Annotated in this window: 15 protein-coding genes, 2 tRNA genes and 1 other RNA gene; 9 read left to right on the top strand and 9 right to left on the bottom strand. The window is 64.3% G+C overall.

Going from position 1 to position 14,460, the window contains the following annotated elements:
- Nucleotides 1-84 precede the first annotated feature (84 nt).
- The 3 genes from Q9K01_RS03365 (at nt 85) to Q9K01_RS03355 (ending at nt 2,433) form a co-directional block, all read left to right on the top strand.
- Nucleotides 85-651 (top strand): hypothetical protein, encoded by a 567-nt coding sequence (locus Q9K01_RS03365; RefSeq protein ID WP_305928785.1) that lies wholly within the window; start codon nt 85-87, stop codon nt 649-651.
- Between the two features lie 88 nt (nt 652-739).
- A complete protein-coding gene (locus Q9K01_RS03360; RefSeq protein ID WP_305928784.1) occupies nt 740-1,768 on the top strand; it encodes a sensor domain-containing diguanylate cyclase in 1,029 nt (342 codons plus the stop codon).
- A 128-nt stretch (nt 1,769-1,896) separates the two neighbouring features.
- On the top strand, nt 1,897-2,433 hold the full coding sequence (locus tag Q9K01_RS03355; RefSeq protein WP_305928783.1) for an acyloxyacyl hydrolase: 537 nt from the start codon (nt 1,897-1,899) through the stop codon (nt 2,431-2,433).
- A gap of 63 nt (nt 2,434-2,496) precedes the next feature.
- On the opposite strand, the gene Q9K01_RS03350 is transcribed toward Q9K01_RS03355, so the two are convergent.
- Together Q9K01_RS03350 and Q9K01_RS03345 are read right to left on the bottom strand one after the other, a co-directional pair.
- Nucleotides 2,497-2,572 (bottom strand) — tRNA-Thr (locus Q9K01_RS03350).
- 57 nt (nt 2,573-2,629) lie between these two features.
- A tRNA-Cys gene (locus Q9K01_RS03345) sits at nt 2,630-2,703 on the bottom strand.
- 145 nt (nt 2,704-2,848) lie between these two features.
- On the opposite strand from Q9K01_RS03345, the gene Q9K01_RS03340 reads away from it, so the two are divergent.
- Nucleotides 2,849-3,628, top strand: a complete 780-nt coding sequence (locus Q9K01_RS03340; protein ID WP_305928782.1) for an acyl-CoA thioesterase — start codon at nt 2,849-2,851, stop codon at nt 3,626-3,628.
- Between the two features lie 22 nt (nt 3,629-3,650).
- On the opposite strand, the gene rnpB is transcribed toward Q9K01_RS03340, so the two are convergent.
- The 4 genes from rnpB to Q9K01_RS03320 form a co-directional block, all read right to left on the bottom strand.
- Nucleotides 3,651-4,094: RNase P RNA component class A (gene rnpB, locus Q9K01_RS03335), an RNA gene on the bottom strand.
- 7 nt (nt 4,095-4,101) lie between these two features.
- On the bottom strand, nt 4,102-4,848 hold the full coding sequence (locus Q9K01_RS03330) for an N-acetylmuramoyl-L-alanine amidase (RefSeq protein WP_305928781.1): 747 nt from the start codon (nt 4,846-4,848) through the stop codon (nt 4,102-4,104).
- Entirely contained in the window at nt 4,845-5,504 is a 660-nt protein-coding gene (locus Q9K01_RS03325) for a histidine phosphotransferase family protein (protein ID WP_305928780.1), read from the bottom strand. The genes Q9K01_RS03330 and Q9K01_RS03325 overlap by 4 nt, the downstream gene beginning before the upstream one ends.
- Nucleotides 5,505-5,537: 33 nt before the next feature.
- Nucleotides 5,538-5,939 carry a M67 family metallopeptidase gene (locus Q9K01_RS03320; RefSeq protein ID WP_305928779.1) on the bottom strand — a complete coding sequence of 134 codons (402 nt, stop codon included), beginning with the start codon at nt 5,937-5,939 and terminating at the stop codon, nt 5,538-5,540.
- Nucleotides 5,940-5,958: 19 nt separating this feature from the next.
- Between Q9K01_RS03320 and Q9K01_RS03315 the strand changes: the two genes are divergently transcribed.
- From Q9K01_RS03315 to Q9K01_RS03300, 4 genes are all read left to right on the top strand, one after another.
- Nucleotides 5,959-6,903 carry an RluA family pseudouridine synthase gene (locus Q9K01_RS03315; RefSeq protein WP_305928778.1) on the top strand — a complete coding sequence of 315 codons (945 nt, stop codon included), beginning with the start codon at nt 5,959-5,961 and terminating at the stop codon, nt 6,901-6,903.
- A 90-nt stretch (nt 6,904-6,993) separates the two neighbouring features.
- Nucleotides 6,994-7,932, top strand: coding sequence for an RNA polymerase sigma factor RpoH (gene rpoH / locus Q9K01_RS03310; protein ID WP_422785279.1), 939 nt, complete (start codon nt 6,994-6,996; stop codon nt 7,930-7,932).
- A 103-nt stretch (nt 7,933-8,035) separates the two neighbouring features.
- On the top strand, nt 8,036-8,707 hold the full coding sequence (gene mtgA, locus Q9K01_RS03305) for a monofunctional biosynthetic peptidoglycan transglycosylase (RefSeq protein ID WP_305928776.1): 672 nt from the start codon (nt 8,036-8,038) through the stop codon (nt 8,705-8,707).
- A 5-nt stretch (nt 8,708-8,712) separates the two neighbouring features.
- Complete coding sequence (locus Q9K01_RS03300) at nt 8,713-9,633, top strand: cation diffusion facilitator family transporter (RefSeq protein WP_305928775.1); 921 nt, start codon at nt 8,713-8,715, stop codon at nt 9,631-9,633.
- A gap of 15 nt (nt 9,634-9,648) precedes the next feature.
- Here Q9K01_RS03300 and Q9K01_RS03295 read toward each other — a convergent pair whose 3' ends face one another.
- From Q9K01_RS03295 to Q9K01_RS03285, 3 genes are all read right to left on the bottom strand, one after another.
- Nucleotides 9,649-9,993 carry a hypothetical protein gene (locus Q9K01_RS03295; protein ID WP_305928774.1) on the bottom strand — a complete coding sequence of 115 codons (345 nt, stop codon included), beginning with the start codon at nt 9,991-9,993 and terminating at the stop codon, nt 9,649-9,651.
- A gap of 2 nt (nt 9,994-9,995) precedes the next feature.
- Nucleotides 9,996-11,261 carry an ATP-dependent Clp protease ATP-binding subunit ClpX gene (gene clpX / locus Q9K01_RS03290; RefSeq protein WP_305928773.1) on the bottom strand — a complete coding sequence of 422 codons (1,266 nt, stop codon included), beginning with the start codon at nt 11,259-11,261 and terminating at the stop codon, nt 9,996-9,998.
- Between the two features lie 161 nt (nt 11,262-11,422).
- Nucleotides 11,423-12,127 (bottom strand): ATP-dependent Clp protease proteolytic subunit, encoded by a 705-nt coding sequence (locus tag Q9K01_RS03285; protein ID WP_305928772.1) that lies wholly within the window; start codon nt 12,125-12,127, stop codon nt 11,423-11,425.
- Between the two features lie 237 nt (nt 12,128-12,364).
- On the opposite strand from Q9K01_RS03285, the gene Q9K01_RS03280 reads away from it, so the two are divergent.
- Entirely contained in the window at nt 12,365-14,458 is a 2,094-nt protein-coding gene (locus tag Q9K01_RS03280; RefSeq protein WP_305928771.1) for a TonB-dependent receptor plug domain-containing protein, read from the top strand.
- Nucleotides 14,459-14,460: the final 2 nt, after the last annotated feature.

Here is a 14,460-nt window from a genome sequence, read left to right as displayed (position 1 = left end):
TTCAGCAATTGCTCACTTTTCACTCATGCCGCTCACCTCGTGTTCGGGACAATCATGGGCTTTCGGACAAAGGGAGACAAGGCCATGAACAAGATCGACAAGAGACCCGGCCACAAGCTTTTCAACCCCTGGCGCATCCTGGGATGGGGCGTCATCGCGACCCTGATCGCGCTGCCTGCCGTCGCGATGCAATTCACCAGCGAGGTCGCTTGGCAGACCGAGGATTTCGTCTTCGCCTTCGTGATGCTGGGCGGCGTCGGCCTTGCCTTCGAACTGGCGGTCCGAGCCAGCGGCAGTCGGGCCTATCGCGGCGGGACCGCCGTCGCTTTGGGGGCCGGACTGCTCACCCTGTGGGCCAATGCAGCCGTCGGAATCGTCGGCAATGAGGATCGGCTGATCAATCTGTGGTTCGATCTGGTTCCGCTGCTGGCCTTGTTCGCGGCGATAGGATCGCGATTTCGCGCCCCGGGAATGGCCGTCGCCATGACTGCCGCAGCCGCCGCGCAACTGGCCGTGGGCCTCATCGTCCAGCTTGCCGGACATTTCGCGTGGGTGTTTACCGTGGTTCTTACGGGCGCGTGGCTCTTTTCCGCATGGCTGTTCAGAAAGGCGGCCAGCGAAACAGGAGGCGCAGCCGCTGGGGCCGACTAATCCGGGTTGCGTTGAAATCGTTCGAATGTGGGATGTTCGTTAATGCTGTTGCCTTAGTATCATCGCCGTTCGGAGAAGGGCTGGGCACATGAAAAGCACATTTCGATATGCGCGTGCGCTCTTGCAGCGGTTTCGCCACACGGCCGCCGAGGCGAACCGAATCTCCTACGAACAGGAATCGCTGCGCCTGCTGGCGGAGAATTGCGGCGACGTCATCTTCCGCTTCGGAGTGGACGGTCGCGTGCCCTACATTTCGTCCTCGGTCGAGCGCCTGTTCGGTTGTCCGCTCAAGGACATCTACGCGATGGGCGGCGACGTCGTGCAGAACGGCTTCGTCTACGAAGAAGATCAGGCGGCTGTCGCGCTGGCGGTCGAGGGTCACTTTGCGGGAACCGTGCCGCAGACGAAGCTCGAGTTTCGGATCAGGCAGCGCGGCGGCGCCATCATCTGGGTGGAAACCAATTGCAGCACGGTGCTCGATCGCAAGAGCGGCCGTCCGACCGACATCGTCTTCACCATGCGGGACATTTCCGAAAAAAAGGCGCTGGAGGCCAGACTGGAAGCGTTCGCACGCAAGGACGGACTGACCGGGATCGCCAACCGCCGCGCTTTCGACGAAGAGCTTGAGAGAGAATGGCGCGCCGCGCTCGGAGAAAACGGCGCCCTGTCGTTGCTCATCATCGACGTCGACTGCTTCAAGGCGTTCAACGATGCCAACGGCCATCAGGTCGGCGACGACTGTCTGCGCACGGTAGCCGCCGCGATCGATGCGCACGCCGAGCAGCACGGTGCGCTGGCCGCGCGCTACGGAGGCGAGGAGTTCGCGCTCGTTCTGCCCCGCACCGACTACAAGCGCGCGCTGGCGGCAGGGGAGCGAATTCGTTGCGTGGTCGAAGCGCTGGGCGTCCCGCATTCCGACGCGGCAGTAAGCTCGGTCGTCACGGTGAGCGTCGGGGTGGCCACTGCGATGGCGGCAAACGGCGGTACGATCGCGATGCCGCACGGCCTGCTCCAAGCTGCCGACGCCGCCCTCTACAAGGCCAAGGCGGGCGGTCGGAACCGCGTGGAAGGCGCGCTGCTGTTCTCGCCCAAGGAAGCGATCCCGGCCGCCGCGTGAGGATCGGCACCCTTTTCGCGTAGCGGTAAGAAAGCTCCGCCCCGGCGAGGCCGATATCCCCGCACCTTCAGCTTGGCGCAAGCCAGGAAAGACGATGGGTATGGTTCCACTCCGAGGAATCTCCCAAAATGCAGAAATCGCTTATGGCAGCCATGCTCGCCTTCGGGTTTGTCGCAACCCCCGCTCAAGCAGGCGAAGTCTTCGGCGGGCTGTATGCCCACGCCGTGGATACTCCTTTCAGTCTCGATACGGGCGAACAAGGTGCGGATGTCCAGATCGGCGCCCGAACGGTGCCGATCGACGCGCTGGACTTCATCGGCAAGCCCTCGGCGCATGCCTTCGGATCGCTCAACACCGCCGATGGCACGAATTTCATCGCCGCGGGACTATCTTGGAAACTCGATGTCGGCCCGCTCTATGTGCGGCCGGGTGTCGGCCTCGCAATCCACGACGCTCCGGATCGCCGCGTCGATCCGGTCACACGCATCCGCACCGACCTGGGCAGCAGGGCGCTGTTCGCCCCGGAAATCGCGGTGGGGACCAGCGTGTCCCCGCGCGTCTCGCTCGAACTGAGCTGGGTCCACATCAGCAATGCGCGGCTGTTCAATTCCGAACAGAACCCCGGTATCGACATGCTCGGGCTGCGAATGAACGTGGGGCTGTAAGCCGCGATCGCCGCCGCGCGCAGCCTGCCGAGAGGGTGCAGTCGCACCGCGTGAAGAAAAGGGTGGTGCCGCTTAGGTGACTCGAACACCTGACCCCATCATTACGAATGATGTGCTCTACCAACTGAGCTAAAGCGGCACAGATCGCGCACCGGGTTCGCATTGCGGTTGGTCGCAATGCCGGTGGGCGAGGATGTGGAGGCCCGAGCCGGAATCGAACCGGCGTGCAAGGATTTGCAGTCCTCTGCGTAACCACTCCGCCATCGGGCCTTGAGGTTCCCGCCGCCAGACGACGATGGGAAGCGGCGCATTAGCGAACCCGGGCGCGCATGGCAATGCGCTTCCACGTTCTGCCGATCTCCCTTCCGTTACGTCAGTCTGGACCTCTCCGCGAAGGCGGCTATGTCCCTCCTCCATGGCTATCCAGGAACTGCTCGATCCGATCACCGCCGCCGGGGGCGAGGTCCGCTTCGGACGCTTCGACGAATGGCAACAGGGCCGCACGCTGTATGGCGGGGCCTCGGCGCTGATCGCCTATACTGCGGCGATCCGCGCCTTTCCCGACCTGCCGCCGCTGCGTGCAGGCCAGATCGCCTTCGTCGCGCCGGTGGACGAAACCGCCGAGCTGCGCCGCGAAATCGTCCGCCAGGGGCGCAACGTCACTCAGGTGCGCAGCGAGATCTGGTGCGAAGGCCGATGCACCCTCACCGCATTCTTCCTGTTCGGCGCCGAACGCGAGGCCAATGCCCGCCACGAGGCGGCACCGCTTCCCGACTGGCCCGGCTCGCCAGGGCAGGCCGAAGAGGTGATGGGCAATCAGGGTCCGGCCTTCCTGCAGAACAATTTCGAGCTGCGCCGCGCGCAGGACCAGCGCGGCCCGGGCGATCCGGTGGTGCGGCGCTGGGCGCGCCTCAAGCCGCCGACCGGGCTCGATCCGGTGAGCGAACTGATCCTGCTGGGCGACGTGCTGCCGCCCGGCGCGATGCGCGCCATGGCCCGGCCGGGGCCGCTCAGCTCGATCAACTGGTCGTTCAACCTGCTCGGCACCGCACCACAGACGAGCGACGGCTGGTGGCTGTCCGAGAACGCCAGCCAGCATGCCTTGGCGGGCTATTCGAGCGAACGCCTGCGGCTGTGGAACGCCGATGGCCGCCAGGTGATGGACGGGCTGCAGTCGGTGGCGATCTTCGGCTGAGCCCGATCGCAGTTCAAAGGATGATGCCAGGGGGCCTGTAAGCCGGGTTCTGTCCTGCAACCGGTATCCCGAAGGACCTGCGCCGCAGGGGCAGCCATTCATCTGGGCCATGGATTGCTCCATGGCTCGAGCAGCCAACCCGGGTCGCGTGGGGCGAAGCACCCTGCCCGGTCCTTGCGGAAGCCGGACGCGCGACCCCTATTCGGCTTTGCTCCGGGTGGGGTTTACCATGCGGGCGACGTTGCCGTGCGCCCCGGTGCGCTCTTGCCGCACCCTTTCACCCTTGCCTGTGCCGTCGCGCTCCCGAAGGAACTCGGGGCCATCGGCGGTTTGCTCTCTGTGGCACTGTCCCTCGGCCGGCACAAAAAGCGTCGACCGGGCGGGCGTTACCCGCCACCCTTTCTTCGTGGAGCCCGGACTTTCCTCGGCGGAAATCGCTTTCCGACGCGGCTGCCCAGCCCCCTGGCAGGTGCCTATCTAGTGTGCCCCCGATCCCTGTCCAGCAGCAATTGGAACAGGATCGCGCGCACTTCGCCGTCGATCGCGCCGTCGATCCGTTCGGGGCGCCAGCGCCGCTGGAAGGCTTCGACCGCCTTGTGGCCGTCGGTGATGTCGTAGCCGAACCGCTCGAGCGCGAGGTAGAAGGAGGCGTCGTTGTCGAACGGATCGCCGCGTTCGAGCTTTTGCGGGCGCGGCAGGCACAACCCGTATTCAGCCAGCCGATCCCAGTTAAACAGCTCGCCCGGATCGATCTTGCGCGCCGGCGCGACGTCGGAATGGCCGACGACATTCGCGCGCGGGATATCGTAGCGCTTCACCATCCGCGCGACCAGCGGCACCAGCGCCTCGAACTGCGCGTCGGGAAAGGGGCGGTAGCCGTATTTGTGACCCGGATGATCGAGCTCGATACCGATGCTGGCGGAGTTCACGTCCTTGATCCCGCGCCAGTAGGAGACCCCGGCGTGCCAGGCGCGCTTTTCCTCGGGCACCAGCCGGACGACCTCGCCCTGCTCCCCGATCAGATAATTGGCCGAAACCTTCGCCTCGGGATCGCAGAGGCGTTCGATCGCGAAGCCTTTGTCCTCCATCTCGGTGTAGTGGATCACCACCATGGTGATCGGCAGCAGGCGCTCGTCGTGATTGGGCGACAGAACCTCCCGATCGACCAGTTCGTCCTTGCTGACGGGCAGCTGCGCCCCGACCGCTCCGAAGTCGCTCATCCGATCATGCCCTCTGGCTCGGGCAGGACCGCGCCCAGCACCAGCGCATCCTCGCTGCGCGCGAATTGCAGCCCGCCGCCGCATTGCTGCGCCAACAGGTGGATCATATGTGCCGGCGCGGTGCGGCTCGACAATTCCGCGGGGTCGAGCCGACCTTCGAGCGCGAGCCCCAGCACCTCGTCGAAGGCGATCCGCGGACCGCTGGCGCGCAGCACGATCTCGGTCGCTCCGTCGCGCAGTTCGACACCGATGTCGAGCGTCCCGCCGCGAACCAGCGAATCGACCGAGATCTGCGCGAAGTTGAGCATCACCTTGACCGCGGGCTTGGGCAGGTTGGACTGCGGGAGCGACCAGTTCAGCTCGATCCGCCCCTTGTCCGCCACCAGGCTTTCGATGAGCTTGCGCATCTCTTCGATCGGGACCCGGTCGCCGAAGCCGCCCGCGGCGCCGAAGGCCAGCCGGAAGAACTTGAGCTTGTTGGTGCTGACCAGCGCGCTCTGTTCGAGCAACTCCATGCAGTTCTGGCGCATCGCCGGGTCGGTTTCGGTGGCGAGCAGTTCGAGCCCGTTGCTCAGCGCCCCGACCGGCGACAGCAGATCGTGGCACAGGCGGGAACACAGCAACGCGGCAAGGTCGATGGAGGAGTTTTCGGACATGGTTTCCAAAGTTCTAAAGCCAGGGCCGTGGCATTAGCGGGTGACCAGGCGATAGGGAAGCGCGCTGAACCCGGCATCCCCGGCGCGCCAGAACGTCACCCGTTGCCCGGCGACGATCGCCCAGATCATTGCGTCGCGCGCGGCCATGGCGGTGTCGGTGGCGGAGGGGCGCGCCTTTCCGTCGGGATGCGAGTGGTAATAGCCCACCAGTTCCGGACCCGCCAGGCGCGAGGCGCGATGCGCATCGATCAGTGCCCGGGGATCGATCTCGAAATGGGTTTCGGGCTGCGGATGGATGTTCGGTGCGGGCGCCATGGAGTCTATCCGGCCCTCCCCGGCCCCCCCAAAGAGCAGTCCGCAGCATTCGCGCGGATGTGCCGCCTCGGCCTCGGCCAGCAGCGTATCCAACAGCTCGCTTGTCACTTGCAGGGTCATCACCCATGGCTCTGTAACCATGACGGCCAAGGAAATCATTACCGGGACGATCGATCGGGCCGGCCGGCTCGACAAGGCGCTGGCCGGCGCTGCGGGGCTGTCGCGCGAACGGGTCAAGAGGCTGATCGCCGATGGCGCCATCAGTGTGGGCGGCGCGGTCGCGCTCGATCCATCGAGCAAGATCGCGGCCGGCGCACAATTCGCCATTGCGCTGCCGCCCGCCAAGCCACTCGATGTCGAGCCCCAAGATATTCCGCTGACCGTGGCCTTCGAAGACGAGCATCTGATCGTGGTCGACAAGCCCGCAGGAATGGTCGTCCACCCCGCCGCGGGCAATCGCGACGCAACGCTGGTCAATGCGCTGCTGTTCCACTGCGCCGGGCGGTTGTCGGGGATCAACGGGGTGGCGCGCCCCGGCATCGTCCACCGCATCGACAAGGACACTTCGGGGCTGATCGTGGTCGCCAAGACCGACGCGGCACATGAGGGGTTGGCCGGGCAATTCGCCGATCATTCGATCCATCGCCGCTATCTGGCGGTCTGCGCCGGCCACCCCAACCCGCCCTCGGGCACGATCGAGGCGCGTCTCGGCCGCTCGGATCGCGACCGCAAGAAGATGGCGGTGCTTCCCGAGGATGCCGAACGCGGCAAGCACGCGATCACCCATTACCGGGCGATCCGGAGGCTCGATCACGCGACGCTGATCGAATGCCGGCTCGAGACCGGGCGGACGCATCAGGTCCGGGTTCACCTTATGTCAATCGGGCATCCGCTATTGGGGGACCCAATCTACGGACGCACACCGAAGGCGCTGCGAGCGCTGCTTTCCGAACTCGGTTTCACCCGCCAGGCACTGCATGCTGCGGAGCTCGGCTTCATCCATCCGGCGACCGGCGAGAAGGTCCAATTCACCGCCGAATTGCCCCGGGACATGCGGGAACTGATCGACGAAACCGCTCGTTGAAATCGATGAAAGGCGCTTTCAGGCGCGCTTCCATAGTCTATAAGCAAACCAGTGGCCCGAACGGCCAGATGCCCGGCAGGGGTCTGGCGCATGGAGGCTGACGCTAGAAAGGTCAGGGTAATCGTGAGCAATTCCAAATCATTGAGCGTCCCGGCGCTCGGCGGCGAGCAGAGCCTCAACCGCTACCTCTCCGAAATCAAGAAGTTCCCGGTGCTGACGGCAGAGCAGGAATACATGCTCGCCAAGCGTTTCGAGGAGCATGAGGATTCGGACGCTGCGGCGCAGCTCGTCACCTCGCACCTGCGGCTCGTGGCCAAGATAGCCATGGGCTATCGCGGCTACGGCCTGCCGGTTTCCGATCTGATTTCCGAAGGCAATGTCGGGTTGATGCAGGGCGTCAAGAAATTCGAGGCCGATCGCGGCTTCCGCCTCGCGACCTATGCCATGTGGTGGATCAAGGCCAGCATCCAGGAATTCATCCTGCGCAGCTGGAGTCTCGTAAAGATGGGCACCACCGCCGCGCAGAAGAAGCTGTTCTTCAACCTGCGACGGATGAAGAAGCAGCTCGAGGCCTATGAGGACAGCGACCTCCACCCCGCGGATGTGACCAAGATCGCCACCGAGCTCGGCGTTCCCGAGCAGGAAGTGATCAACATGAACCGGCGGATGATGATGGGCGGCGACGGCTCGCTCAACACGCCGATGCGCAATGGCGAAGACGGTTCGGGCGAATGGATGGACTGGCTGACCGACGATCGACCGCTCCAGGACGAGACGGTCGCCGAGGTCGAGGAAAAGACCGTGCGTCACGAGATGCTGGTCGAGGCGATGGACAGCCTCAACGATCGCGAAAAGCATATTCTGACCGAACGGCGGCTGACCGACAATCCGCAGACGCTCGAGGAATTGAGCAAGGTCTACGACGTCAGCCGCGAACGCATCCGCCAGATCGAGGTGCGTGCATTCGAAAAGCTCCAGAAGGCGATGAAGGCCATCGCCGGCGAGAGGCTGATGCCGATCGCCGCCTGACAGCTTTCGAACACCACGCAACGAAGGCGGCCGTCTTGCGATCGAGCGCAGGAGCGGCCGCCTTTTCGTTGCGTGCGCCAGGCTTGTTGCCTAACCCGCCCCGATGATCGCGCGCGTCGCTACATTCCTAGTCAAGTTGATCGTCGGCTTCGTCGCGCTGAGCCTGGCGCTGGTGGTGCTGTTCAAATTCGTCCCCGTGCCCGTTACCGCGACCATGCTGATGGACGAGAACGGGATCACCAAGGACTGGGAGCCGCTGGCGGATATCGATCGCGATCTGGTCCGCGCGGTGATCGCGGCGGAGGACGGCAAGTTCTGCAGCCACGACGGCTTCGACCGCGAGGCGATCGAGACCGCGATCCGCAGGAATGCCGAAGGAGGCCGGATCCGCGGGGGCTCGACGATCAGCCAGCAGACCGCCAAGAACGTCTTCCTGTGGCAGGGCGGCGGCTATGCCCGCAAGGCGGCGGAGGCCTGGTTCACGCTGCTGATCGAACAGATCTGGGGCAAGCGGCGGATCATGGAAGTCTATCTCAACGTCGCCGAGACCGGGATCGGCACCTATGGTGCCGAGTCGGGCGCCCAGCGCTATTTCGACAAATCCGCCGCCGATCTCTCGCAGCTGGAAGCGGCGCGGATGGCGGCCGCGCTGCCGCAGCCCAAAGAGCGATCGGTGGTCAACCCCTCGGGCTGGCTGCGCCGCCACGGCAACACCATCTCCGCAAGGATCGGCGTGGTCGGGCGTGACGCGCTCGACGCCTGCGTCTACCAGTAACTCCCATGGGCGCCGGTCACTCGCACAGCCACCAGCACGACGCTGGGCATGGGCACAGCCACGCGCCTGCCGATTTCGGCAACGCCTTCCTGATCGGCATCGTTCTCAACACGGCTTTCGTCGTGATCGAGGCGACCTATGGCTGGCTTTCGGGCTCGATGGCGCTGATCGCGGATGCCGGTCACAACCTCTCGGACGTGCTCGCGCTGATGCTCGCCTGGGCGGCGAGCGTGGCGGCGAAGCGCCCCCCCACCGACCGATTCACCTATGGCTACAAGAGCTCCACCATCCTCGCCGCGCTGGCCAATGCGGCGCTGCTGCTGATCGCGGTGGGCGCGATCCTCTACGAGACGATCGCCCGCATGGCCGAACCGGCTCCCGTCGAAGGGATGACAATGGTGGTGGTCGCGGGTATCGGGATCGCGATCAACACCGGCACCGCGCTGCTGTTCCTGCGCGGCCGGGAGAACGACCTCAACATCCGCGGCGCCTTCCTCCACATGGCCGCCGATGCGTTGGTGAGCCTGGGCGTGGTGATCGCCGGCGTGGCGATCTTGTGGACCGGGGCGGTGTGGATCGATCCGGCCGTGAGCCTCTTGATTGTGCTGGTGATCGCCTGGGGCACGTGGGGCCTGCTCAAGGACAGCGTGAAAATGAGCCTGCTGGCGGTGCCGCGGGGGATTTCGGAAAGCGCGGTGCGCGGCTATCTGACAGGGCTCCCCGGGGTCGAGGCGGTCCACGATCTGCACATCTGGCCGATGAGCACCACCGAGACCGCGCTGACCGCGCATCTGGTAATGCCCGGCGGCCATCCGGGCGACGCGTTCTTGCGGGAAATCGCCGAAGAACTCGAACACCACCACCGCATCGGCCATACGACCGTGCAGGTGGAGATCAGCCGCGAGGATTGTCCGGGCGGATGTTGAGGGTGTGCGCCGCGGCTACGGCTGGCGGCGGGCCCACCGTTCGGTCAGCCATAGGACGAACATCTGCGCTGCGACCAAGCTGACCCCGCCAAACAAGGCACCGATCGCCGGTTCGCCATTTTGCATCTCGCGCGGGATCAAGGCGGTGAATGTCGCGATGGTTAGCAATACGAGCGAAAAGAGCATCGGCAGCATCCACACCATCGTCCGGCGCGGAGCCATGCGAGTGGGATTGCCCGCTATGTCGTAATGCCCGGGAAGCTGCTCGAACCGTGCGTAGCGACGGCCGGCCCAGAGACCGGACAGAAGCAGCAGTCCGACGAACGGCATGGCGACCCAGAGGGGTAGCCATGCCGCCATCGTCAGGCCGCTTCTTCCTTGTCCTTCTTGCCGCCGTGAACCCGGACCGGATCCTTGCGACCCTCGACCACATCCTTGTCGACCACGATCTCGGTGATCCCGTCCATGTCGGGCAGGTCGAACATCGTGTCGAGCAGGATCCCTTCGACGATCGAGCGCAGTCCGCGGGCGCCGGTCTTGCGGGCGATGGCGCGGTCGGCGATCGCCTTGAGCGCTTCGTCGGTGAAGGTAAGCTCCACGTCCTCGAGCTCGAACATCTTGGCGTATTGCTTGATCAGCGCATTCTTCGGCTCGGTCAGGATCGTCACCAGCGCGTCGACATCGAGATCGCGCAGCGTTGCAATTACCGGCAGACGACCGACGAATTCGGGGATCAGGCCGAACTTGAGCAGATCTTCGGGCTCGCTCTTCTCGAGCAATTCGCCCACGCGGCGCTTGTCCGGATCGGCGACATGCGCGCCGAAGCCGATGCTGCGCTTCTGCAAACGGTCGCCGATGATCTTTTCCAGGCCCGAGAAGGCGCCGCCGCAGATGAACAGGATGTTGGTCGTGTCGACCTGAAGGAATTCCTGCTGCGGATGCTTGCGCCCGCCCTGCGGCGGAACGCTGGCGGTGGTGCCTTCCATCAGCTTGAGCAGCGCCTGCTGGACGCCCTCGCCCGAGACATCGCGGGTGATCGAGGGATTTTCCGCCTTGCGGGTGATCTTATCGATCTCGTCGATGTAGACGATGCCGTGCTGCGCCTTCTCGACATTGTAGTCGGAAGCCTGGAGCAGCTTGAGGATGATGTTCTCGACGTCCTCGCCCACGTAACCCGCTTCGGTCAGCGTGGTGGCATCGGCCATAGTGAAGGGCACGTCGAAAGTGCGCGCCAGCGTCTGCGCCAGCAGCGTCTTGCCGCAGCCCGTCGGCCCGACCAGCAGGATGTTCGACTTGGCCAACTCGACATCGCCCGCTTTTCCGGCATGCTTGAGGCGCTTGTAGTGATTGTGCACCGCAACCGAGAGCACGCGCTTGGCGCGGTCCTGGCCGATGACGTAATCGTTCAGCGTCGCGAAGATCTCCGAAGGAGCGGGGATATCCCCTTCCTTGCGCCCGGCGATGCCGGCCTTGGTCTCTTCGCGGATGATGTCGTTGCACAGTTCGACGCATTCGTCGCAGATGAACACGGTCGGGCCCGCGATCAGCTTGCGCACCTCATGCTGGGACTTGCCGCAGAAGCTGCAATACAGCGTCGACTTGCTATCGGTTCCGCTCAATTCGGTCATACCTTGATAATTCCCCGCCTGACCCAGCTGGTTGACTCGGCCCCCATGGGCCGGACAGGTCGGTTTCCTTCATAAATAGCTATAGCGCAACCGCCTTGCCGCAAGCTGAAGCGGCAAGGTTGCCAAAATGCTACGCTTTAGAGCCCGTTAAGCAATGCAGATCAGCTCGGAGCGCCGCCGCTGCCGGGCTTTTCGTCGCTTTCCTCGTTCTCGGGCCGCGTCTCGAACACCTTGTCGACGATGCCGAAGGTCATGGCCTCGTCGGCTTCGAGGAAGGTGTCGCGGTCCATCGCCTTCTCGATCTCCTCGAGGCTGCGGCCGGTGTACTTCTCGTAAAGTTCGTTCATGCGCTTCTTGATCCGCAGGATCTCGCGCGCCTGGATCTCGATGTCCGAGGCCATGCCACGCGCACCGCCCGAAGGCTGGTGGACCATGATCCGCGCGTTGGGCAGCGCGATCCGCATCCCCGGCTCGCCCGCGGCGAGCAGGAAGCTGCCCATGCTGGCGGCCTGGCCGAGACAGACGGTCGAGACGCGCGGCTTGATGTACTGCATCGTGTCGTGGATCGCCATGCCGGCGGTCACAACACCGCCGGGCGAATTGATATACATGCTGATCGGCTTGGACGGGTTCTCGCTCTCGAGAAACAGCAGCTGCGCGGTGATCAGCGAGGCCATGCCGTCCTCGACCTGGCCGGTCACGAACACGATCCGTTCGCGCAGCAGGCGGCTGAAGATGTCGAAGCTGCGTTCGCCGCGGCTGGTCTGCTCGACCACCACCGGAACCAGCGCGCCGGTCACCGGGTCGCGGGAAAACTGCCCCTGCGAGCCGTAGGTATCGCCAAGTTGCGCGCTCAGATCGATCATGTCGTTGAGAATCCTGTCGTGAGTGAATGAAACCGCTATGTCGCGACTGTGGGGATGAATTCAAGGGGCTTCGACCCCGCGTTCCGCAGCTTGTCGCCCGGCGATCGCCTTCGAGCCCGGAGAGAAGGGTCGAATCCGTTGGTCGGGTCTAATCGGCTGGCGGTCGAGGCTGAATTGGAATCTTCGCTTACAGTTGTAGACGACGGTCCGGATCAACGACCGGAAGAACGATTATCAATGGCCCTGCGCACGCTCCTCCTTGCCGCCTCATCAATCGCCCTTGTTGCCGCTGCCGCTCCGGCCCATGCGCAGACGCCACCGGCGGGTAGCGCAGAAACTCCCGATGCGGCCGCACCGGCGGCGGGAGCGCGGGTCTTCGAACCAGCCTATTTTGCGCAATTCGCGCCTCGCAACGCTTTCGACATGGTCACGCGTATTCCGGGGTTCACGATCTCCGGCGGCAACAATCAGGGTCAACGCGGCCTCGGTCAGGCCACGCAGAACGTGATCGTCAACGGCGAGCGTTTCTCGAGCAAGTCCGAGAGCGTCGAGGATCAGCTGCGCCGCATTCCCGCCGCCGACGTGGTGCGTATCGAACTCGTCGACGGCAATACGCTGAACATTCCCGGCCTCACCGGGCTTGTGGCCAATGTGATCTACAAGAGCGCTGGCGTTTCGGGTCAGTTCCGCTGGAACACGGGCTTTCGACTGCACAATACCCAAGCCCAGCTGTTTGGCGGCGAGGCCTCCATGACCGGTAGCAGCGGTCGCCTGGATTACACGGTTTCGGTCTCGAACGACAACGACCGCTTCGGCGCCGACGGCCCTGTGGTCCTCACCGATCGCAGTGGCGCCCTGATCGAACGGCAATATACGAAATTCTCGGGCAAATTCGACAACCCGAAGCTGGCGACGATCTTCGCTTACGATTTCGGCAGCGGCGTCCTCGCGAATTTGAACCTCAGCTATGGGGAAGACTTCTTCTATCGCGATGAGCCGGAGGTCGGCTATCCGGTCGCCGGTCCGGTCCGCACCCGCGCCTCGCATGTCCATGAGGACGGGCCGGAGTACGAGATCGGCGGCGATATCCAGTTCCCTTTCGGCCCGGGCACGATGAAGCTGATCGGTCTCGAACGCTATGAGCGCGACAATTACACCGCCACGCTGATCGACAGTTTCGACGATGACAGCCAGGCGACGGGGTACCGTTTCGACCAGACCAACGGCGCAGGAGAACGGATCGGCCGCTTCGAATATGGCTGGAAGCTGTGGGAAGCCGACTGGCAGCTCTCCGGCGAGGCCGCCTTCAACCGGCTCGATCGCACCTCGGCGCTCTTTGAACTGGCTCCCGGCGGCGAATTCCTTGCACTGCCTTTTCCGGGTGGCAACGGCGGCGTGATCGAAAACCGCTACGAAGCGAGTCTCAGCTTTTCGCGGCAGATTCTGCCGACGCTCTCGGTCCAGGCGATCGGCGCGATGGAATTCTCCACCATCGAACAGACCGGCGTTGCCGCAAATGCGCGCAGTTTCCAGCGCCCGAAGGGATCCTTCGCTGCGACCTGGAAGCCGTCCGACGGGTTCGACCTCTCGATCACTCTCGCGCGGCGGGTAAGCCAATTGTCCTTCGGCGATTTCCTCGCGAGCGTCTCGCTCAACGACGACAATGCGAACGGCGGGAACAACGAACTGGTCCCTTACCAGAGCTGGAACATCGAAGTCGAAGCCAACAGGCGGTTCGGCCCCTGGGGATCGATCAAGCTGGAGGCCAGGCAGGCCTGGTTCGAGGATTTCATCGACTGGTTCCCTCTCGCCAACGGCGGCGAGGCGCGCGGCAATATCGGCGACGCGAAACGCCTGCACCTCGAGGCGAACGCCACGATCAATATGGACCCGATCGGCTGGAAAGGGGCACGCTTCGATATTCAGGCGGTGAAGCGCTTCATGGATGTCGCCGATCCCTTCACCGGGCTGAGCCGCGGCTTTTCCCACGATCAGGAAGGCGCGCTCGAAGTAGCGTTTCGCCATGACATCCCCGAAAGCGACTGGGCCTGGGGTGCCGACCTCAGCCATTTCGACAATGCCCCCTATGCCCGGCGCTATGAGGAAGGACGCGAATGGGAAGGTCCCTTCTTCGGCACGCTCTTCGTCGAGCACAAGGACGTCCTGGGGCTGACGGTTCAGGCCCGCGCGGGCAATTTGCTCGGCGGACGGAATTATTACCGCCGAACCGTATATGACGGGTCGCGAGAGGGCGGCGACGTGCTGTTCCACGAATCCGCCGATCGCCGGATCGGGCCGATCTTTCGTTTCGTCGTGAGCGGCGACTTCTGAGG

The sequence above is a fragment of the Qipengyuania benthica genome (genome assembly GCF_030717865.1).
In the GTDB taxonomy this organism is placed as follows: domain Bacteria; phylum Pseudomonadota; class Alphaproteobacteria; order Sphingomonadales; family Sphingomonadaceae; genus Qipengyuania; species Qipengyuania benthica.
Note: the sequence above shows the minus strand (reverse complement) of the source record. Positions and strands in the feature narration are given on the sequence as shown.